Genomic DNA, 19,993 nt, shown 5'->3' on the forward strand with positions numbered 1-19,993 from the left:
TCCAAGGGGGAAGTGGGAACGACAAACGACAGGGACGGGAAGGGCCCGTGGGCCGGCCTGAGGGGTCAGCGCGCCGCCGGACGCGGGAACAGCCGGCCGGCCGCCACGAGAACGCCCTCGACCAGCAGGGCGAGCGCCGCCACCAGCAGGGCCCCCGCGACGACCTGCGGGGTGTTGTACGTGTTGAAGCCGGCGGTGATGATCCGGCCGAGGCCGCCCTGGCCGACCATGGCCGCGATCGTGGCCGTGGCGATGACCTGGACGGCGCCCGAGCGCAGCCCGGTCATCACCAGCTCGCGCGCGAGCGGCAGCTCCACCCGCCAGAAGAGCTGGCCGCCGGACATGCCCATGCCCCGGGCGGCCTCCACCACGGAGCGGTCCACCTCCCGCATGCCGACGTACGCATTGGTCAGCAGCGGCGGCAGGGCGAAGAGCACGAGTGCGGCGATGGTGGGCAGATAGCCCGCGCTGCGCAGCGGCGAGACCATGAACAGGGCCAGCACCGCGAAGACGGGGACGGCCCGCCCGACGTTGGACACGTTGACGGCGAGCGCCCCGCCCTTGCCGATGTGGCCGAGCCACAGGCCGACCGGGAGGGCCACCGCGCAGGCGATGGCGAGGGAGATCCCGCTGACGTAGACGTGTTCGCCGAGCCGGTGCCACACGCCGTTCTCCCCGGACCAGTTGGCCCCGTTCGCCAGCCAGTCCCAGGCCTGTCCCATCACACCCATCGCCTCAGGCCCCCTTCGCCGTCTGCATCAGGCGCGCGGTCCGCCCGGCCCGCGGGGTCCGCGCCGTGCGCGTCGCCCGCGTCCACGGCGTGAGCAGCCGCTGTACGCCGAGCAGCAGCAGGTCCGCCGCCAGCGCGAGCAGCACGCACAGCACGGAGGCGGTGAGCACCTGGGCCTTGAAGGAGCTGTTGACTGCCGGGGCGATGAGGTTGCCGAGGCCGCCCTTGCCCACGATGGAGCCGACGGTGGTCAGCGCCACCGTGGACACCGTGGCGATCCGCACCCCGGCGAGCAGCGCGGGCAGCGCCAGCGGCAGTTCGACCTGCCACAGCAGCCGCGCGGGCCCGTAGCCCATCCCGCGCGCGGCCTCCCGCACCTCCTCGGGGACGGCTTCCAGGCCGGCCATCGCATTGCGGACCAGGATGGTCAGCGAGTACAGCACCAGACCGGTCACCACCAGCGCGGCCGACAGCCCGAACAGCGGCAGCAGCAGGGAGAACATGGCGAGCGAGGGGACCGTGTAGAGCAGGGTGGTCAGGCCCAGCACGGGCGCGGCCCAGCGCCGGCCGCGGCGGGCCAGCAGGGCCAGCGGGAGGGAGACGACGAGGCCGATGAGCACCGACACGCCCGTGATCCACACGTGCTGGACCGTGGCGTCGGTGAGCTCCTGCGAGCGGGAGGTGACGTACTCCCAGCAGATCCAGTCGTTCGCCACCAGGCAGTTCTGCCCGGCCATGCCCTCACCCCCTGCCGCTGCTGCGTACACCCATGCGAATAGGCACGGTCAGAAGCGACCCTAACCCCCGGAACCGACAATGGCCGGAATCCTTCGCAGCGGGGTAATACTCCCGTCACAAACAACGCGGCGCCCGTGGGGGAGGATGGGCGGGTGATCCGATTCGAGCATGTGACCAAGCGCTACCCCGACGGGACGACGGCCGTCGAGGACCTGTCCTTCGAGGTGGCGGAGGGCGAGCTGGTCACCCTCGTGGGCCCGTCCGGCTGCGGCAAGACCACCACGATGAAGATGGTCAACCGGCTCATCGAGCCGACCTCCGGCCGGATCCTGCTCGGCGGCGAGGACATCGCGAACGCCGATCCGGTCGAGCTGCGCCGGCACATCGGGTACGTCATCCAGCAGGTCGGACTGTTCCCGCACAAGACGGTTCTCGAGAACACCGCGACCGTGCCGCAGCTGATCGGCACCCCCAGGGCGAAGGCCCGTGCCCGGGCGGCCGAGCTCCTCGAACTCGTGGGCCTGGACCCGGCCGTGTACGGGAGCCGCTACCCGGAGCAGCTCTCCGGCGGGCAGCGCCAGCGCGTCGGCGTCGCCCGCGCCCTCGCCGCGGATCCGCCGGTGCTGCTGATGGACGAGCCGTTCGGGGCGGTGGACCCGGTGGTCCGCGAACGGCTCCAGAACGAGTTCCTGGCGCTGCAGAAGACGGTGCGCAAGACGATCCTGCTGGTCACGCACGACCTGGAGGAGGCGGTCCGGCTCGGCGACCGCATCGCCGTCTACGGCGCGGGCACCATCGAGCAGTTCGCCCGCCCGGCCGCGGTGCTGGGTGCGCCGGCCACCGACTACGTGGCCTCCTTCGTCGGCACGGACCGGGGCCTGAAGCGGCTCGCGGTCACCCCGGTGGGGCCGGCCGACCTGGCGGAGGCCGACGGGAAAGCCCCCACCGCCGAAGTGGCGTTGGGGGCGAGTCTGCGCGAGGCGCTCGCGCTGCTGCTGCAGGAGGACTCCGGCCGGATCGGGGTCACGGATCCGGCCACCGGCGCACTGGTCGGCGTACTGACCCCGGAGGGCGTCCACCGGGCCCTGCGCCGGGCCCAACTGCAGGAGGCCTAGGCCCAGGTCCGGCGTCGGGCCGCAAGGGGCCCGGCGTCAGGCCTGGATGCGGTTGCTCATCCACACCAGCATCGGCGAGATCTCGCGGCGCCACGTGTTGAAGTTGTGGCCGCCGCTGTCGAGGATGATCGAGGAGACCCGGTCCGGGCCCTTGACCAGCTTGATGAACTTCTTGGTGTCGCCGAGGTTCGGCTCGCCCTGCTCGCTGCTGGTGACCAGGAAGGACGTACCCGACGGCTGCTTGTGCTCGATGCTCTGGAGGACGTCCGCACGCTTCTTCAGCTTGTCGTCGCCCTGGAACAGGTTGCCCGTCGTCGCGTCGTTCGCGGCGTCGTAGTACGCGGACAGACCCGCGGCGGCGCCGAAGGTCTGCGGGTAGTGCGCGGCGATCTTCAGGGCGCAGTAACCGCCCGTGGAGTTGCCGATGAAGCCCATGTTCTGCGGCTTCTTGCCGACCCGGAAGGTGTCCTGGATGGCCTGCGGCAGGTCCTGGCCGAAGAACGTCTCGGTCTGCGGTCCGCCGGGTATGTCCACGCACTCGGTGTCACGCGGCGGCGCGATCGTCGGGCGCAGCATCACCAGGATCATCGGCTTCATCTTGCCCGCCTTGGCCTGCTTGAAGGCCGTCATCGGGTAGTTCAGCCCTTTGATCAGGTTCTCGGCGGTGCCCGGGTAGCCCGTCAGCACGATGGAGGCCGGAAAGTTCTTGTCCTTGTGCTGCGGCTGGAAGTACTCCGGCGGCAGCCACACGTACCCGGGGCTCGTTATTTTCGACTTCTGCCCGGTTATGGCAACCTTCAGGATCTGTCCCCCCACCTGGGGCTGGGCGCCGCCCGGCACGTCGAGCTTCTGCTTGTCGACGACCTTGATGTCCTTGCTGCTCATCGAGTGGTCCACGACCTTGCCGACAGATGTCTGCTGGCCGAACAGGTCCGCCCACGAGCCGTAGAAGGAGAAGGACTTGTTCGCCGCCAGGCCGACGGCCGAGAACAGCGCCAGCTGGGTCGCGAGCAGGAGGCCGATCCGGCCGAGCAGCGCACGCCAGGTGCGGCCCGAAAGCCGGGGCCAGAACCACACCGTGGCTGCGAACAGCAGCACACCGGCGACGATGGCCAGCGCCAGGACCGTATTACTGGTGAGACCCATGAGCAGTCAGTCGACTTTCTGATGGCAGGACTAGTTTTTCTCGGCGGAAGAGTGAACCCGCTCGACCCCGATGTCGTCCTAGTGGACGCACCACACTCCGGAGGCTGTCGCGGCCTTCGGCCACATGATCTCTCGCGGAGCAACGGGAAGCGATGTCTAGCAGGATAGATGGCGATAAGTCGGGACAGGTTCCGAAGCAGGTCCGCCGAATCTTCCGCGGGCCACGACCGGAGTCGGTGCCCGGGCTGGTAGGTACGGCCGTCATGATCGTCGGCCTTCTGGACGTCGCGGCGGGAGTGTTCCCGCGGTTCCGGCACAGCCGGATCCACGCGGTCACCGAGGTGCTGCCCGGTTCGCTGGGCCCCTTCGCAGCCGCCCTCGCCATCAGCGCGGGCGTCCTGCTCCTCCTGCTCGCCCACGGCCTCAAGCGCCGCAAGCGCCGTGCCTGGCGGGCCGCGGTCGTCCTGCTCCCGGCCGGGGCCGCGGCGCAGTTCTTGTACCGGCACTCGGTCATCGGCGTGGTCATCGCGGCGGTCCTCCTCGGGCTGATCGTGCGGCACCAGAGTGAGTTCAAGGCGCTGCCGGACCCGCGCAGCCGCTGGAAGGCGCTGGCCAACTTCGTGCTGATGAGCGCCGGCTCCATCGGCCTGGGTCTGGTCATCGTCAACTCCCACCCGAGCCGCGTCGTCGGCCATCCGGGTATTTACGAGCAGATCAGCCACGTCGTGTACGGCCTCTTCGGCTTCGAGGGCCCCGTCGACTACTCCGGCCGCGTGTCCTGGACCGTGGGCTACTCCCTCGGCGCCCTCGGCATGCTCACCGCGCTCACCACCATCTACCTGGCCTTCCGCCCCGAGCACCCGGCCGCGCAGCTCACCGCCGACGACGAGACGAAGCTGCGCGAGCTGCTCGCCAAGCACGGCGGCCGCGACTCGCTGGGCCACTTCGCGCTCCGCCGCGACAAGGCCGTCGTCTTCTCCCCCAGCGGCAAGGCCGCCGTCACCTACCGCGTCGTCTCCGGCGTGATGCTCGCCTCCGGCGACCCCATCGGCGACGTCGAGGCCTGGCCCGGCGCCATCGAGCGGTTCATGGAGGAGGCCAAGGCCCACTCCTGGACCCCGGCCGTCGTGGGCTGCAGCGAGACCGGCGGCGAGGTCTGGACCCGCGAGACCGGGCTGGACGCCCTGGAGCTCGGCGACGAGGCGATCGTCGACGTCAAAGACTTCTCCCTCTCCGGCCGTCCCATGCGCAACGTCCGCCAGATGGTGAAGCGCATCGAGCGTAACGGCTACACCACCAAGGTCCGCCGCGTCAGCGAGCTGACCGAGGAGGAGCTGGAGCGCGTACGGGGCGCCGCCGAGGCCTGGCGCGGCACCGACACCGAGCGCGGCTTCTCCATGGCACTGGGCCGGGTCGGCGAGGAGGGCGACGGCGACTGCTTCATCGCCACCGCCCACCGGGTCGAGGAGGGCGACACCAGCCCGTTCGGCGACCTCAAGGCCGTCCTGCACTTCGTCCCGTGGGGCAAGGACGGCATGTCGCTGGAGCTCATGCGCCGCGACCGCGCCGCCGACCCCGGCATGAACGAGCTGCTGATCGTGGCCTCCCTGGTGGAGGCGCCGTCCCTGGGCATCGAGAAGGTCTCGCTGAACTTCGCGATGTTCCGCGCGGCCCTCGCCCGCGGCGAGAAGATCGGCGCCGGCCCGGTGCTGCGGATGTGGCGCGGCCTGCTGGTGTTCCTGTCGCGCTGGTTCCAGATCGAGTCGCTGTACAAGTTCAACGAGAAGTTCCGCCCCCGCTGGGAGCCGCGCTTCATGGTCTACCGCACCAGCAGCGACCTGCCCCGCATCGGCTTCGCCGTGATGCAGGCCGAGGGCTTCGTGACGGTGGCCCTGCCCCGGCTGTTCGCCAGCCGGCGCCGTCCCAAGCCGGTCCGCACCTGCGCCCACACGCACCACACCGCCCAGGTCCCGGCCCAGGCCAAGCAGGAGCGCGAAGTCCAGGTCGCCTGACCCCGGCCGGGGCTCGCCCCCGGCCCCGAAGCCCGGTCCGCCGCATCTCCGGCGGACCGGGCTTCGCCGTCCCCGGGCCGGGAGCCGACGGCGGCGGGCCGGGGGTGTCGGGCCGGGGGTGTCGGGCCGGGGGTGTCGGGCCGGGGGTGTCGGGCCGGGGGTGTCGGGCCGGGGCCGACGGTGTCAGGCCGGGGGTGTCGGGCCGGGGGCCGACGGTGCCGGGCCAGGGGCCGACGGCCCACTTTCCGGCCCCGCCCGGGCAGGGCCAGGGCCCGGTAGCCGGGGCCGGGGGCCGGCGCCGGGGGCCGGGGGCCGGGGTCGGGGCCGGGGGCCGGGGGCCGGGGTCGGGGCCGGGGGCCGGGGTCGGGGCCGGGGGCCGGGGGCCGGGGTCGGGGCCGGGGGCCGGGGGCCGGGGGCCGGGGGCCGGGGTCGGGGCCGGCGCCGGGGGGCGGGGCCGGCGCCGGGGGGCGACGGGCCGGGCCCCTCGCGCCCGGCCCGGGCAGCGGTCCGTTTCCCCGCGCACCGCCCGGCCAGGGCAGCTGCATTCCGCCCGGCCAGGGCCTCGGCCCTACCCTGGAGCCATGAACATCAAGCGCGGGGCCGTCGGCAGGGGCCGGGTCGCAGGCCTGCCGGAATGGGACCGCTGCGGGGTCATGGGCGTCGTCAACGTCACCCCCGACTCCTTCTCCGACGGCGGGCGCTGGTTCGACACCACCGCCGCCGTCAAGCGCGGCCTCGACCTCGTCGCCCAGGGCGCCGACCTCGTGGACGTCGGCGGCGAGTCCACCCGCCCCGGCGCCTCCCGCGTCGACGAGGAGGAGGAGCTGCGCCGCGTCGTCCCCGTCGTGCGCGGCCTGGCCTCCGAGGGGGTCACCGTTTCCGTCGACACCATGCGCGCCTCCGTCGCCGCCCAGGCCGTCGCCGCGGGCGCGCTGCTGGTCAACGACGTCAGCGGCGGGCTCGCCGACCCCGGCATGATCCCGGCCGTGGCCGCCGCCGAGGTGCCGTTCGTGGTCATGCACTGGCGCGGCTTCAGCGACGGCATGAACCGCCTCGCCGTCTACGAGGACGTCGTCGCGGAGGTCACCGCCGAGCTCCGCACCCGCATCGACGCCGTCGTGGCCGGCGGGATCGCCCCCGAGCGGCTCCTCGTCGACCCCGGCCTCGGCTTCGCGAAGATGGCCGAGCACGACCTCGCCCTCGTCGCCCACCTCCCCGAGCTGCGCGCCCTCGGCTTCCCGCTGCTGGTCGCCGCATCGCGGAAGCGTTTCCTCGGCCGGGTCCTGGCCGGCGCCGCCGACGCCGCCCCGCCGCCCGCCCGCGAGCGCGACGCCGCCACCGCCGCCGTCTCCGCCATCGCCGCCCACCAGGGCGCCTGGGCCGTACGGGTCCACGAGGTACGGGCCACCGCCGACGCGGTTCGGGTGGCCCGCGCCGTGGAAGGGGCCCTGTGATCCGCCCCGCCGGCGGTGTGACCCGTACAGCAGCCAGGAGAGGGGAACGGTGAGCCGCAGCGACATCGAAGCGGTCGAAGAGGCCAACACGGCCTTCTACGAGGCCATGGAGCGGGGGGACTTCGACGCACTGTCGGCGCTCTGGCTCGAGGACGAGATCTCCTGCGTGCACCCGGGCTGGCCGGTGCTCTCGGGCCGCGGCGAGGTGCTGCGCTCGTACGCCCTGATCATGTCCCACACCGACTACATCCAGTTCTTCCTCACCGACACGAAAGTCGCCGTCATAGGCGACACCGCACTGGTGACGTGCACCGAGAACATCCTCAGCGGCGGGCCCGCCGAGGACGGCGGAGAGCTCGGCCCGCTCGTCGGCCAGCTGGTCGTCGCCACGAATGTGTTCCGACGCACATCCGAGGGCTGGCGGCTCTGGTCCCACCACGGTTCTCCCGTCCTGACGGACTCCGACGAGGACGAAGAGGAGGACTCCGCCTGACCCCTCCGGCGGGATCCGAGGTCGTTCGCAGGTAAATTCGAAGACGGACGACGCCGACCGCACTCGGCGTAGGCCCATGGATCCGGGGAGTCCCGGACCGGAAGCACCTACGAAAGCAGGAGTGATTCGCGTGGATCGTGTCGCGCTGCGCGGCCTCAAGGCTCGCGGGCACCACGGCGTCTTCCCCAGGGAGCGCGAGGAAGGCCAGACGTTCATCGTCGACCTGGTGCTGCACATCGACACCCGCCCCGCGGCGGCCGACGACGACCTGGCGAAGACCGTGCACTACGGGGTCGTCGCCGAGGAGGTCGTCGATGTGGTCCAGGGAGAGCCCGTCGACCTGATCGAGACCCTCGCCGAGCGGATCGCCCAGCAGTGCCTCAAGCACGAAGCGGTGGCACAGGTGGAGGTCGTCGTCCACAAACCGGACGCCCCCATCACCGTCCCCTTCGACGACGTGACCATCACGATCACCCGGAGCCGCGTGTGAACAACGGACTGAACGCCCCGAGCGACCCCACCGTCCAGCCGGTGCCCGCATCCGTCGTCGAGACGGTGGACGCGGCGGACACAACCCTCTCCAACCCGAAGTGGGCCGTGATCGCGCTCGGCGCGAACCTCGGCAACCGCCTGGAGACCCTCCAGGGCGCCATCGACGCCCTCGGGGACACCCCCGGCATGCGGGTCAAGGCCGTCTCCCCCGTCTACGAGACCGAGCCGTGGGGCGTCGCGCCCGGCTCCCAGCCGTCGTACCTCAACGCGGTGGTCCGCGTACGGACCACCCTGCCCCCGTCCTCCCTGCTGGAGCGCGGCCACGCCATCGAAGAGGCCTTCGACCGCGTCCGTGACGAGCGCTGGGGCCCGCGCACCATCGACGTCGACATCGTGTCGTACGCCGAGGTGGTCTCGGACGACCCGGTCCTCACCCTCCCGCACCCGCGGGCCCACCAGCGGGCCTTCGTCCTGGCCCCGTGGAACGACATCGACCCCGAGGCGCAGGTCCCCGGGCACGGCCCGGTCGCGTCCCTCCTGGCCGGAATCGGCCTGGCGGGCGTCACGCCGCGCCCGGACCTGGAACTCCGCCTCCCCGAGTAGTCGTTAACCTGTGGCTGCAGCCTGTGGACTGCGGCGGCTGACGACTTGGCGCGGAAAGCGGGGAACGGGCACGTGAAGCAACTGAGGCCGGCGGTCCTGGCGGGGATCTTCGTCGTCGCCGGGGTGCTGTCCTGGGCGGGCGCCCGGCTGTGGAACGCGTACGGGACCCTGCCGGGCGTCCCGCTGGCCGCGCCCATCGTCCTCGGCGCCATCGCGGTCGTCCTGCTGGCCACCGCCCTCTCGCTCCGGTCCCGCCTCAAGGCCCAGCGCGAGCGGCGGCCGGGCGCCAAGGGCGTGGAGCCGCTGATGGCGGCCCGCGCGGTCGTCTTCGGACAGGCCAGCGCCCTCGTGGCGGCCCTCGTGGCGGGCATGTACGGCGGCGTGGGCGTCTTCCTGCTGACCGACGGCCTGGAGGTGCCCGCCCGCCGCGACCAGGCCTGGTACGCCGCCTTCTCGGTCCTGGCGGGCGCGGCCGTCATCGCCGCCGCCCTCTTCCTGGAGCACGTCCTCAAACTCCCGGAAGACGACGACACCACCCCCCAGGCCCCGTCCCGCGCCTGATCCCCCTCCCGGGGGCTTCCCGGGGCCGGGGCAGCGCGTCAGCGCGCCATGATCAGGCTCATGGCCTCGTTGCGGGTGGCGGGGTCGCGGAGCTGGCCGCGGACCGCCGAGGTGATGGTCTTCGCGCCGGGCTTGCGGACCCCGCGCATCGTCATGCACATGTGCTCGCACTCCACGACGACGATGACGCCGCGCGGCTCCAGGATCTCCATCAGGGAGTCCGCTATCTGCGTGGTCAGCCGCTCCTGCACCTGCGGGCGGCGGGCGAACACGTCCACGAGGCGCGCCAGCTTCGACAGGCCGGTGATCTTTCCGTCGATGGACGGGATGTAGCCGACGTGCGCGACACCGTGGAACGGCACCAGGTGGTGCTCACAGTTGCTCATGACCTCGATGTCCTTGACCAGGACCATCTCGTCGTGGCCCAGGTCGAAGGTGGTCGTCAGGACCTCTTCGGGCTTCTGGTAGAGGCCGGCGAATATCTCCTTGTACGCCCGCGCCACGCGTGCCGGGGTCTCGAGGAGGCCCTCGCGGTCCGGGTCCTCGCCGACCGCGATCAGAAGTTCGCGGACCGCCGCCTCGGCGCGCTTCTCGTCGAACTCGCCGATCGTGCCCTCGTCACCGGTCAGGGTCACTGGGTCGGTCATCTCTTCCTCGTTCCTGTGTGCACTGGCGCTCGCGGGCACGCAAAAGTGCCGCGCCCCCCAGGCTAGAACCTGGGGGGCGCGGCATCCATTCCGGGACGGTCCGGCCGAGGGCTACTCGGCGCGGTCCTCCGGGGACGGCTCCTTCTCCACGGACACGGCCGGCGTGCTCGCCGACGTGCCGTTCGCCGAGTTCGTCAGCTGGAGCTCCTTGGGAGAGAGCACCGGCGGACGGGTCGACGGGGTGCGGTGCGAAGAGCCGGTCCACGCCGGTCGGGCCGGGCGCTTCACGATCGTCGAGAAGACCTCGGCGATCTCCTCCTTGCCCAGCGTCTCCTTCTCGAGGAGCGCGAGGACCAGGTTGTCGAGGACGTCGCGGTTCTCGACCAGGATCTCCCAGGCCTCGTTGTGCGCCGTCTCGATGAGCTTCTTGACCTCTTCGTCGACCAGCGCCGCGACCTCTTCCGAGTAGTCCCGCGGGTGCGACATCTCGCGGCCCAGGAACGGCTCGGTGTTGTCCCCGCCGAACTTGATCGCGCCGAGGCGCTCGGTCATGCCGTACTGGGTCACCATCGCGCGGGCCGTCGCCGTGGCCTTCTCGATGTCGTTCGCCGCGCCGGTGGTCGGGTCGTGGAAGACCAGCTCCTCGGCCGCGCGCCCGCCCAGCATGTACGCCAGCTGGTCGAGCATCTCGTTGCGCGTGGTCGAGTACTTGTCCTCGTCGGGCAGGACCATGGTGTAGCCCAGGGCCCGGCCGCGGGACAGGATCGTGATCTTGTGGACCGGGTCGGAGTTCGGGGAGGCCGCCGCGACCAGGGCGTGGCCGCCCTCGTGGTACGCGGTGATCTTCTTTTCCCGGTCCGACATGATCCGGGTCCGCTTCTGCGGGCCCGCCACGACGCGGTCGATGGCCTCGTCCAGCATGTGGTTGTCGATCAGCTTCATGTCCGAGCGGGCGGTCAGGAGCGCCGCCTCGTTCAGGACGTTGGACAGATCGGCACCCGTGAAGCCGGGGGTGCGGCGGGCGACGGCCGAGAGGTCGACGTCCGGAGCGACCGGCTTGCCCTTCTGGTGGACCTTGAGGATCTCCAGACGGCCCTGCATGTCGGGACGGTCGACCGCGATCTGCCGGTCGAAACGGCCCGGGCGCAGCAGCGCCGGGTCGAGGATGTCCGGCCGGTTCGTGGCGGCGATCAGGATGACGCCGCCCTTCACGTCGAAGCCGTCCATCTCGACGAGCAGCTGGTTCAGGGTCTGCTCGCGCTCGTCGTGGCCGCCGCCGAGGCCCGCACCGCGGTGCCGGCCGACGGCGTCGATCTCGTCGACGAAGACGATCGCCGGGGCGTTGGCCTTGGCCTGCTCGAACAGGTCGCGGACACGCGAGGCACCGACACCGACGAACATCTCGACGAAGTCGGAACCGGAGATCGAGTAGAACGGAACGCCCGCCTCGCCGGCGACGGCACGCGCCAGCAGGGTCTTGCCGGTGCCGGGCGGGCCGTAGAGCAGCACGCCCTTGGGGATCTTCGCCCCGACGGCCTGGAACTTGGCCGGCTCCTGCAGGAACTCCTTGATCTCGTGGAGTTCCTCGACGGCCTCGTCCGAGCCCGCGACGTCGGCGAACGTCGTCTTCGGGGTGTCCTTGGTGATGAGCTTGGCCTTGGACTTCCCGAAGTTCATCACCCGGGAGCCGCCGCCCTGCATCTGGTTCATCAGGAACAGGAAGACCACGACGATGAGGACGAAGGGCAGCAGGGAGAGCAGCACGCTGAGGAACGGGCTGGTCTTGTCCGGCGAGACGGTGTACCCGTTCGGGATCTGACCGGCTTCGTACTTGGTCTGGAGGTCCTTGGCGAGCCCGACGCCCTGGTCCCCGATGTAGTTGGCCTGGAACTTGGTGCCGTCGTTGTCGCCGAGCTTCTGGTCCTTCTTCAGCTCGATCTTGATCATCTGGCTGTCACCGGTGGTGAGCTTGGCGCTCTCCACCTGGCCACTGTTGATCGCCTTGATGACCTCGCTGGTCTCCACCGACTTGTAGCCGCCGCCGGAGCCGACGACGTTCATCAACACGACCACGGCGAGGACGGCCAGCACGATCCACATGACCGGCCCACGGAAGTATCGCTTCACGTCCATCCATACGGGGCGCCAGGCGCCCCGTCCCTCCTGCCCGTAGGTAAATGCTGCTGTGAGTAAAGACTGTTCTTCGGAATGTACCCCTGTATTGTCACCCGCGGCCTCGTGGGACGGCTGACAGAACTGCATTCCCCTGCTCCAACGGCAGGAATCGTTCCAGGGTTCCCCTGTGCGGACCCCGACCGGGGCCCGCGGCGTCAGCCGCCGTAGACGTGCGGGGCGAGGGTGCCGACGAACGGCAGGTTGCGGTACTTCTCCGCGTAGTCGAGGCCGTAGCCGACGACGAACTCGTTCGGGATGTCGAAGCCGACCCACTTCACGTCGATCGCGACCTTGGCGGCGTCGGGCTTGCGCAGCAGCGTGACGACCTCGAGCGAGGCCGGCTGGCGGGAGCCCAGGTTCGACAGCAGCCAGGACAGGGTCAGGCCCGAGTCGATGATGTCCTCGACGATCAGGACGTGCTTGTCCTTGATGTCGGTGTCCAGGTCCTTGAGGATCCGGACCACACCGGAGGACTGGGTCCCGGCGCCGTACGAGGACACCGCCATCCAGTCCATGGTGAGCGGGGTGGACAAGGCACGCGCCAGGTCCGCCATCACCATCACCGCGCCCTTGAGGACGCCGACGATGAGCAGGTCCTTGCCCGCGTACTCCGCGTCGATCTTCGCGGCCAGCTCTGCCAGCTTCGCGTCGATCTCTTCCTTGGTGATGAGCACCGACTGGAGGTCGCTGCCCATGTCCTTCTCGTCCACCCGCATCACTTTCGTTGTCGGCCGGGGCTCCGGGGGGTTCCCCCGGAGGACTCAGCCGTGTTTCAGCACCAATCAGCCCTGCCGGATGACAAGTCTGCCACCCTGCCGCTGGGCTTCGACCCGGCCGGGCAGGTTGATGGCGCCCTGACCCCGCCATCCGGTGATGAGCCGGTCCACTTCCTCGATGTGGCGGGCGAAGAGGGAGCCTGCGGGGGAACCGGCCGCGACCACGGCCCTGCGCAGCACGCGGCGGCGGACGGCCGGGGGCAGGGCGTAGAGCTTGGCGCACTCCAGGCGGCCGTCCTCGTCCCGTACGCCGGCCTCGGCGTCGGCGGCCCAGGCGTCGAGGGCGTCGGCGTCGTCGCGGGACAGCTGGGCGGTGCGGGCTAGCGCCTCGACCACGCCCTTGCCCAGCGCCTTCTCGAGGGCGGGCAGTCCCTCGTGGCGGAGCCGGGAGCGGGTGTAGGCGGGGTCGATGTTGTGCGGGTCGTCCCAGACTGGCAGGGACTGGACCATGCAGGCCTTGCGGGCGGTCTGCCGGTCGACCTGGAGGAAGGGGCGGCGGTAGCGGTGGCTGCGGCCGGGGCCGCCGGAGACTTCGGCCATGCCGGACAGCGAGCGGATGCCGGAGCCGCGGGCGAGCCCCAGCAGGACGGTTTCGGCTTGATCGTCCCGGGTGTGGCCGAGCAGCACGGCGGCGGCGCCCAGGCGGTCCGCGGCCTCGTCCAGGGCCCCGTAGCGGGCGTCGCGGGCGGCGGCCTCGGGTCCGCCGTCACGGCCGACGCGCACGGCGACGGACTCCACCGGGTCGAGGCGGAGTGCGGTCATGCGGGTGACGACCTCGGCGGCGCGCAGGTCGGAGCCGACCTGGAGCCCGTGGTCGACGGTGATGCCGCCGGCCCGGATGCCGAGCTTCGGCGCCTCGAAGGCGAGGGCGGAGGCGAGCGCCATGGAGTCGGCGCCGCCGGAGCAGGCGACGAGTACGAGCGGCGGGGAGCCGGCCGCGGGGGCGGGGGTCCCCCCGGGCGGAGCCGTGGAGAGGCCGGCGGGACGGTCGGTGAGGTCGGTGAGGACGTCGTGGAGTACGCGGCGGACCGCCAGGCGTATCGCCGCGACCGCAGGATGGGGACCCATGTCCGGTGCCCTTCGGTGGAGTTCGGATGCCTCGGAGACTCCCCCCGGCCGACGCCGGGAGGTGCCCCCGTGGGGGTGTGGAGCTGGAACGGCTGCTGTTCGGTGCTGTTCGACGCTGCCCGGTGCCCCGGCCCCCGTGAGGAGCCCCCGCCGGGAGCCCCCGCGAGATGAGGGGTTGTCACTCAGAGTGCGTCGATGGTGACAGAACCGAGCCGTTCCCTGAGCATCGCACGCCCTTCCACGCCTCACGGTCCCTCGGACGGGTGACGCTGCTTCCCCCAGTGAGACATGTTTACGCCCCCTGAGTCACTCCCCTTCGCTCCTATTCGCCCTTGCGGTGCACCCGCGCGACCCAGTCCGCGGGCTTGGCGATCTCCGCCTTGGTCGGCAGCGTGTTCGGAGAGGTCCAGACCCGGTTGAAGCCGTCCATGCCGACCTGGCCGACGACGGCCCGTACGAAGCGCTCGCCGTCGCGGTACTGGCGCAGCTTGGCGTCGAGCCCCAGCAGCTTGCGCAGCGCGGTGTCGAGGCGCCCCGCGCCGCTGGCCCGGCGCTGCTGGAACTTGTCCCGGATCTCGGCGACCGAGGGCACCACCGCGGGGCCGACCCCGTCCATGACGTAGTCGGCGTGGCCCTCCAGCAGGGACATGACGGCGGTCAGCCGGCCGAGCACCTCGCGCTGCTCGGGGGTCTGGACGAGCTCGACCAGGGAGCGGCCCTCGTCGCCCCGGTCGGAGTCGGGGCGGGCGCCGGCGAAGGACTGGGCGGCCTCGCGCAGCCGCTCGAGGATGGTCGCCGGGTCCACCTCGGTGGCGCCGAGGAACGTCTGGATCTCGCCCTCGAGGTGGTCTCGGAGCCAGGGCACGGCCGTGAACTGCGTACGGTGCGTCTCCTCGTGCAGGCAGACCCACAGCCGGAAGTCGTGCGGGCGCACGTCCAGCTCGCGCTCGACGTGCACGATGTTCGGGGCGACGAGCAGCAGCCGGCCGCCGCCCGCGGCCGAGCCGGGCAGATCGCGGCCGGCCGGCGCGAAGGTCTCGTACTGGCCGAGCACGCGGGAGGCCAGAAAGCTGAGCAGCATGCCCAGCTCGACGCCGGTGACCTTGCCGCCGACCGCGCCGAGGACGGCGCCGCCGGGGGCGCCGGCGCGGCGGTCCTGCATCTTTGCGAGGAGGGGGGCGAGGAGCTCGCGGAAACCGGCCACGTTGGCCTTGACCCAGCCGGCCCGGTCGACGACGAGGACGGGGGTGTCGGGGACGGCCGCGCCCTCGGGGATCATCCGGGTGAACTCGCGTACGTGGCGTTCGGAGGTCCTGGCATGCCTGCGCAGTTCCGCCACCACGGCCCGGGCCTCGTCACGGCTGACCTCGGGACCCGGCCGGACCAGCCGGGTCGCGGTCGCCACCGCGAGATTCCAGTCGACCATCTCGGCACCACCGATGCTCGTCATGCGTCAACGGTACGTGGACCAGCGCCGATGCGGATCCCCCCGGAATCGCTACGAGGCGCGGGCGACGGCCGCTGCGAGCTTGTCGAGGCCCTTCTCCGCGGCCCCCGCGTCGGTGGTGTTCGCGGTCAGGAACGCGAAGGCGAGGAGTCGGCCGGAGGGGTCGACGACGGTCCCGGCGAGCGAGTTCACCCCGTTCAGGGTGCCCGTCTTGGCCCGGACGAGGCCGGCGGCCGGGGAGCTGCCGGCGTTGCGGGTGCGCAGGGTCCCGGTGAATCCGGCGACGGGCAGTCCGGTGAGCACGGGCCGCAGCTCCGGCCGCTGCGGGTCGGCGGCCTTGGCCAGGAGCCCCGTCAGCAGGCCGGTGTTGATCTTGTCGGCGCGGTTGAGGCCGCTGCCGTCGGCGAAGCGGGCGCCGGCGGTGTCGATGCCGAGGGCGGTGAGGCGGTCCTTGACGGCCTTCTCGGCGCCCTCGAAGCTGGCGGGCTGCCCGGAGGCGAGGGCGGTCTGGCGGGCCAGGACCTCGGCGATGTCGTTGTCGCTGTTGGTCAACATCCGCTCGACGAGCCCGGCGAGCGGGGTGGAGAGGGTGGTGGCGAGCGGCTGGGCGCCGGCGGGGGCCCCGGCCTTGGCGGGGTCGGCGGTGACCTTGATGCCGCGTTCCTTGAGGAGGGCGGCGAAGGAGCGGGCGGTCTCCATGGCGGGGTCCTCGACCCGCTCGACGGGGCCGGAGGTGGAGTCGTCGGGGCGGCCCTCGTCCGCAGCCAGGGCCGTGACCAGGGCGATGTTGGGGTTGTCGCCGATCGGGTGGCGGGCGGGCCCGGTGAAGAGGGTGTCGTCGTAGCCGAGGCGCACGGTGTCGGTGCCAGCGGCCTTGAGGGCCTGGGCGGTGTCGGCGGCGAGCGCGACGAGGCTGCCGCCCGATCCCGCGGGGCTCTTCTTCTTGGCGGTGAGCGAGGGGTCGCCGCCGCCGACCAGGACGATCTCCCCGGGGCCGGCGCCGGGGACCACGGTGGTCCGGATCCGGTGCTCGGGGCCGAGCGCGGCCAGCGCGGCCGTCGCGGTGGCGATCTTGGTGGTGGAGGCGGGGGTCATGGCCTCGCGCGGCCCGGACTCGAAGAGCACCTGGCCGGTGGCGGTGTCGACGACCGATGCGGTACGGACCGTCCCGAGCGCCGGGTCGGCGAGGAGCGGCCGCAGGGCCGCGGCGATCCGCCCGGGATCCGCGGCCACGACCCCGCTCTCCGCCTTGAGCCCGGCGCCCGGCCCGATCCCCGAGAGCACCCCGGGGGCACTGGGCGCAGCCTTCGGCACGGCCCCGCCGCCGTGGTCCGCACCGTGATCTGCGCCACCCGTAAGGCCCCAGGAGGCGGCCCTGTCCCGCTCGGCCTTACGCTGGCCGGAGTCCCAAGGACCGGCAGCGGCCACCGCAGCCACCGACAGGGCGAGGCCGGCGACGGCCGACACCGCGATGAGCTGCCACGTCTTGACCAATGGCACCTCGGACCAGCCCCTTTCGCGATCACACATATGCGTGAGGGACACTTAACCACTGCGTCTTGCCGCGAGCATGGCACCCCACCCGACAGAGCTGGGCCGGCCGTGCACGCAGGTGAATCAACGCAGTCTCGAAGCAATGAAGCTGATCATGGAGGAGCAGGACGTGGAGTTCGACGTCACCATCGAGATCCCCAAGGGTTCGCGGAACAAGTACGAGGTGGACCACGAGACCGGCCGGATCCGCTTGGACCGTCGCCTCTTCACCTCGACCAGCTACCCGGCCGACTACGGCTTCGTCGAGAACACCCTCGGCGAGGACGGCGACCCGCTGGACGCGCTGGTCATCCTGGACGAGCCCACCTTCCCGGGCTGCCTGATCAAGTGCCGCGCGATCGGCATGTTCAACATGACGGACGAGGCGGGCGGCGACGCCAAGCTGCTGTGCGTCCCGGCCTCGGACCCGCGCGTGGAGCACCTGCGCGACATCCACCACGTGTCGGAGTTCGACCGCCTCGAGATCCAGCACTTCTTCGAGGTCTACAAGGACCTGGAGCCGGGCAAGTCGGTCGAGGGCGCCAACTGGGTCGGCCGCGCCGAGGCCGAGGCCGAGATCGAGGCCTCGTACAAGCGCCTCGAGGCGCAGGGCGGCCACTGAGCTTGCCGCTCGGTGACGGGTGAGCGGGACGATCTCCCACTGCCCCTGTGACACCTGCGGGCGGTACCCCTTGGCGGGGTACCGCCCGCTGTCGCGTTTCCGGGTGCGGTTCCTTATGGACTCCGGCCCGTCCGGCGTTCGACCCGGCCCGTCCGGCGTTTTGAGGAGGCAAGCCCCCGCAGGGCGGCCCCGCTGCAGGAGCGCTGCGGGCCGGTATCGCCGCGGATGTAAGCGTTCCGCATACTGATACCCCGGGTGATCACGGACTGGAGGGACGCGTGGCGGAGGCCGATGGGGCCGAGGACGGCAAGCCCCAGTCCGACGAAGCGCACAGCGCCTTCGCAGTCCCGCCCGGGATGGAGCCGGAGGTTCCGGAGGAGGACCAGCCCACCTCGGAGTTCGTCCGCCCGGCGGGCGCCGAGATGGCGCAGCCGGAGCCCGAGGGCTCCGCGTTCGCGCCCCCGGCCACCTACAGCGGCCGGCAGTCCCCGCCCGCCTACACCCCCGGCCAGGGCTTCCCCGTCTCCCTGATGAAGGAATCCCCCTGGCAGGACCGCATGCGCACCATGCTGCGCATGCCGGTCGACGTACGGCCCGTCCCCGAGGCCGTGCACAAGCACAGCGAGACCGGGCCCGCCGTGGGCCGCGTACTCGACCTGACCCTGCGCATCGGAGAGCTGCTGCTCGCGGGCGGCGAGGGCGCTGAGGACGTGGAGGCCGCGATGTTCGCGGTCGCCCGCTCGTACGGGCTGGACCGCTGCGAGCCCACGGTCACCTTCACCCTGCTGTCGATCACCCACCAGCCCTCGCTCGTCGACGACCCGGTCTCGGCGAGCCGGACCGTACGCCGCCGCGGCACCGACTACACCCGCCTGGCCGCCGTCTACCAGCTGGTGGACGACATCAGCGCGCACGAGTTCGAGCTCTCGCTGGAGGAGGCCTACCGGCGCCTCGCCGAGATCCGCCGCAACCGGCACCCGTACCCCTCCTGGGTCCTGACGGCCGCCGCCGGGCTGCTCGCCGGGGCCGCCTCCACCCTGGTCGGCGGTGGCGTGCTCGTCTTCTTCGCGGCCGCGATCGGGGCGATGCTCGGCGACCGGCTGGCCTGGCTGTGTGCCGGGCGCGGGCTGCCGGAGTTCTACCAGTTCGTGGTCGCCGCGATGCCGCCCGCCGCCATAGGCGTGGCCCTGAAGCTGGCCGAGACCGACGTACGCGCTTCCGCGGTGATCACCGGCGGGCTGTTCGCGCTGCTGCCCGGGCGGGCCCTGGTCGCGGCCGTGCAGGACGGCCTGACCGGCTTCTACATCACCGCGTCCGCCCGGCTGCTGGAGGTCATGTACCTCTTCATCGGCATCATCATGGGCGTGCTGGTCGTGCTCTACCTCGGGCTCCAGCTGGGTCCCTCGCCGAAGCCGGAGGAGGTCCTCCAGATCACTCAGCGGCCGCTGATCCAGATCGCGGCCTCGATGGTGCTGGTGTTCACGTTCGCGATCCTGCTCCAGCAGGAACGTTCCACCGTGTGGATCGTGACGCTGAACGGCGGGGTCGCCTGGGTGACCTTCGGGGCCCTGCACTACGCGGGCGGCATCCCGCCCGTGCCCTCCACGGCCATCGCCGCCGGGCTGGTCGGCCTGTTCGGCCAGCTCTTCTCGCGCTACCGCTTCGCGTCGGCCCTGCCGTACACGACAGCGGCCATCGGCCCGCTGCTGCCGGGCTCGGCGACGTACTACGGGCTGCTGCTGATCGCCGAGAACCGGCTGAACGAGGGCCTCGGCTCGCTGGTGAACGCCGCCGCGATCGCGCTGGCCATCGCGATCGGGGTCAACCTCGGGTCGGAGACGTCGCGGCTGTTCATGCGGATCCCGGGGGCGGCGAGCGCCGCCAAGCGCCGCGCAGCGAAGCGGACCCGCGGCTTCTAAGTCCTGACCGGGGCAGGGCGGCCCCGAGACGGGGCGTCATCCGACACCCCTGGCCCCCATCTCCTTCATCTCCTCGAACAGGCGCGACAGGGCATGCACGCCCGATGAGGGTGCGCTGAATGCGTAAAGCCGACGCGTCAAGTCCCGAATTTCCGGGACGTGTCCTTGTTCGTCGACCCGAGCTTACTTGAAGCACGGGCCGACACGGTTCGCGAAATTCATCGGCATAGGCCGGCACTGCGCCGGAGCCGCGAATTCACCCGCATCGACACACGAGGAGATTCCCATGCCCAAAACACTCCTGACCAGGCATTTTGTGACCCTGGCGACGACGACTGCCCTGGCGGCCGGAGTCGCGGCGCTACCCGCTAGTGCATTCGCCGCGACGCCCCACACGGCTGCGGCGGACAGTCACACCCGCCTTGTCAACGACAGCCAGGGCCGAAATGGAAAGGACGGCCA

18 protein-coding genes are annotated in these 19,993 nt (G+C 71.6%); 9 read left to right on the top strand and 9 right to left on the bottom strand.

Annotated elements, in window-relative coordinates; genetic code table 11:
• Window positions 1-65 precede the first annotated feature (65 nt).
• Entirely contained in the window at window positions 66-731 is a 666-nt protein-coding gene (locus ACZ5WG_RS08090) for an ABC transporter permease (RefSeq protein ID WP_468721551.1), read from the bottom strand.
• A 4-nt stretch (window positions 732-735) separates the two neighbouring features.
• On the bottom strand, window positions 736-1,467 hold the full coding sequence (locus ACZ5WG_RS08095) for an ABC transporter permease (RefSeq protein ID WP_468721552.1): 732 nt from the start codon (window positions 1,465-1,467) through the stop codon (window positions 736-738).
• 153 nt (window positions 1,468-1,620) lie between these two features.
• On the opposite strand from ACZ5WG_RS08095, the gene ACZ5WG_RS08100 reads away from it, so the two are divergent.
• Window positions 1,621-2,583: an ABC transporter ATP-binding protein gene (locus tag ACZ5WG_RS08100; protein ID WP_468721553.1), complete on the top strand. Its 963-nt coding sequence runs from the start codon at window positions 1,621-1,623 to the stop codon at window positions 2,581-2,583.
• Between the two features lie 36 nt (window positions 2,584-2,619).
• On the opposite strand, the gene ACZ5WG_RS08105 is transcribed toward ACZ5WG_RS08100, so the two are convergent.
• Entirely contained in the window at window positions 2,620-3,729 is a 1,110-nt protein-coding gene (locus tag ACZ5WG_RS08105; RefSeq protein WP_468721554.1) for an alpha/beta hydrolase, read from the bottom strand.
• 152 nt (window positions 3,730-3,881) lie between these two features.
• Between ACZ5WG_RS08105 and ACZ5WG_RS08110 the strand changes: the two genes are divergently transcribed.
• The 6 genes from ACZ5WG_RS08110 (at window position 3,882) to ACZ5WG_RS08135 (ending at window position 9,344) form a co-directional block, all read left to right on the top strand.
• The gene (locus ACZ5WG_RS08110; protein ID WP_468721556.1) at window positions 3,882-5,741 is read left to right on the top strand and encodes a phosphatidylglycerol lysyltransferase domain-containing protein; all 1,860 of its coding nucleotides are present in this window, start codon (window positions 3,882-3,884) and stop codon (window positions 5,739-5,741) included.
• Window positions 5,742-6,322: 581 nt separating this feature from the next.
• Window positions 6,323-7,195, top strand: coding sequence for a dihydropteroate synthase (gene folP / locus ACZ5WG_RS08115; protein WP_468721557.1), 873 nt, complete (start codon window positions 6,323-6,325; stop codon window positions 7,193-7,195).
• 49 nt (window positions 7,196-7,244) lie between these two features.
• Entirely contained in the window at window positions 7,245-7,688 is a 444-nt protein-coding gene (locus tag ACZ5WG_RS08120; RefSeq protein ID WP_468721558.1) for a nuclear transport factor 2 family protein, read from the top strand.
• A gap of 130 nt (window positions 7,689-7,818) precedes the next feature.
• Window positions 7,819-8,178, top strand: a complete 360-nt coding sequence (folB, locus tag ACZ5WG_RS08125; RefSeq protein ID WP_030158540.1) for a dihydroneopterin aldolase — start codon at window positions 7,819-7,821, stop codon at window positions 8,176-8,178.
• Window positions 8,175-8,783, top strand: coding sequence for a 2-amino-4-hydroxy-6-hydroxymethyldihydropteridine diphosphokinase (folK, locus tag ACZ5WG_RS08130; protein WP_468721559.1), 609 nt, complete (start codon window positions 8,175-8,177; stop codon window positions 8,781-8,783). The genes folB and folK overlap by 4 nt, the downstream gene beginning before the upstream one ends.
• Window positions 8,784-8,855: 72 nt before the next feature.
• Window positions 8,856-9,344: a DUF3180 domain-containing protein gene (locus tag ACZ5WG_RS08135; protein WP_468721560.1), complete on the top strand. Its 489-nt coding sequence runs from the start codon at window positions 8,856-8,858 to the stop codon at window positions 9,342-9,344.
• A gap of 38 nt (window positions 9,345-9,382) precedes the next feature.
• Here ACZ5WG_RS08135 and folE read toward each other — a convergent pair whose 3' ends face one another.
• The 6 genes from folE to dacB all read right to left on the bottom strand — a co-directional run bounded on the left by folE (window position 9,383) and on the right by dacB (window position 16,987).
• Entirely contained in the window at window positions 9,383-9,991 is a 609-nt protein-coding gene (gene folE, locus ACZ5WG_RS08140) for a GTP cyclohydrolase I FolE (protein ID WP_053787285.1), read from the bottom strand.
• 111 nt (window positions 9,992-10,102) lie between these two features.
• The gene (gene ftsH / locus ACZ5WG_RS08145) at window positions 10,103-12,124 is read right to left on the bottom strand and encodes an ATP-dependent zinc metalloprotease FtsH (protein WP_468721561.1); all 2,022 of its coding nucleotides are present in this window, start codon (window positions 12,122-12,124) and stop codon (window positions 10,103-10,105) included.
• Between the two features lie 197 nt (window positions 12,125-12,321).
• Window positions 12,322-12,882 carry a hypoxanthine phosphoribosyltransferase gene (hpt, locus tag ACZ5WG_RS08150; protein WP_030158549.1) on the bottom strand — a complete coding sequence of 187 codons (561 nt, stop codon included), beginning with the start codon at window positions 12,880-12,882 and terminating at the stop codon, window positions 12,322-12,324.
• Between the two features lie 66 nt (window positions 12,883-12,948).
• Window positions 12,949-14,010 carry a tRNA lysidine(34) synthetase TilS gene (tilS, locus tag ACZ5WG_RS08155; RefSeq protein ID WP_468721563.1) on the bottom strand — a complete coding sequence of 354 codons (1,062 nt, stop codon included), beginning with the start codon at window positions 14,008-14,010 and terminating at the stop codon, window positions 12,949-12,951.
• Window positions 14,011-14,332: 322 nt separating this feature from the next.
• Window positions 14,333-15,460: a zinc-dependent metalloprotease gene (locus ACZ5WG_RS08160; protein ID WP_468721564.1), complete on the bottom strand. Its 1,128-nt coding sequence runs from the start codon at window positions 15,458-15,460 to the stop codon at window positions 14,333-14,335.
• A 48-nt stretch (window positions 15,461-15,508) separates the two neighbouring features.
• A complete protein-coding gene (gene dacB, locus ACZ5WG_RS08165) occupies window positions 15,509-16,987 on the bottom strand; it encodes a D-alanyl-D-alanine carboxypeptidase/D-alanyl-D-alanine endopeptidase (protein ID WP_468721565.1) in 1,479 nt (492 codons plus the stop codon).
• Between the two features lie 133 nt (window positions 16,988-17,120).
• Between dacB and ACZ5WG_RS08170 the strand changes: the two genes are divergently transcribed.
• Window positions 17,121-17,612 carry an inorganic diphosphatase gene (locus ACZ5WG_RS08170; protein ID WP_468722256.1) on the top strand — a complete coding sequence of 164 codons (492 nt, stop codon included), beginning with the start codon at window positions 17,121-17,123 and terminating at the stop codon, window positions 17,610-17,612.
• Between the two features lie 278 nt (window positions 17,613-17,890).
• On the top strand, window positions 17,891-19,531 hold the full coding sequence (locus ACZ5WG_RS08175; RefSeq protein ID WP_468721566.1) for a threonine/serine exporter family protein: 1,641 nt from the start codon (window positions 17,891-17,893) through the stop codon (window positions 19,529-19,531).
• The last annotated feature ends 462 nt before the right edge of the window (window positions 19,532-19,993 follow it).

The sequence above is a fragment of the Streptomyces sp. NPDC032745 genome, from assembly GCF_055579465.1.

Excerpts from the sequence above, each read along its gene's own strand:
- ACZ5WG_RS08090 (WP_468721551.1), bottom strand. The coding sequence starts at position 731 with ATGGGTGTGATGGGACAGGCCTGGGACTGGCTGGCGAACGGGGCCAAC.
- ACZ5WG_RS08095 (WP_468721552.1), bottom strand. The coding sequence starts at position 1,467 with ATGGCCGGGCAGAACTGCCTGGTGGCGAACGACTGGATCTGCTGGGAG.
- ACZ5WG_RS08105 (WP_468721554.1), bottom strand. The coding sequence starts at position 3,729 with ATGGGTCTCACCAGTAATACGGTCCTGGCGCTGGCCATCGTCGCCGGT.
- ACZ5WG_RS08110 (WP_468721556.1), top strand. The coding sequence starts at position 3,882 with ATGTCTAGCAGGATAGATGGCGATAAGTCGGGACAGGTTCCGAAGCAG.
- folP (WP_468721557.1), top strand. The coding sequence starts at position 6,323 with ATGAACATCAAGCGCGGGGCCGTCGGCAGGGGCCGGGTCGCAGGCCTG.
- folE (WP_053787285.1), bottom strand. The coding sequence starts at position 9,991 with ATGACCGACCCAGTGACCCTGACCGGTGACGAGGGCACGATCGGCGAG.
- ftsH (WP_468721561.1), bottom strand. The coding sequence starts at position 12,124 with ATGGACGTGAAGCGATACTTCCGTGGGCCGGTCATGTGGATCGTGCTG.
- hpt (WP_030158549.1), bottom strand. The coding sequence starts at position 12,882 with ATGCGGGTGGACGAGAAGGACATGGGCAGCGACCTCCAGTCGGTGCTC.
- tilS (WP_468721563.1), bottom strand. The coding sequence starts at position 14,010 with ATGGGTCCCCATCCTGCGGTCGCGGCGATACGCCTGGCGGTCCGCCGC.
- ACZ5WG_RS08160 (WP_468721564.1), bottom strand. The coding sequence starts at position 15,460 with ATGACGAGCATCGGTGGTGCCGAGATGGTCGACTGGAATCTCGCGGTG.
- dacB (WP_468721565.1), bottom strand. The coding sequence starts at position 16,987 with ATGTGTGATCGCGAAAGGGGCTGGTCCGAGGTGCCATTGGTCAAGACG.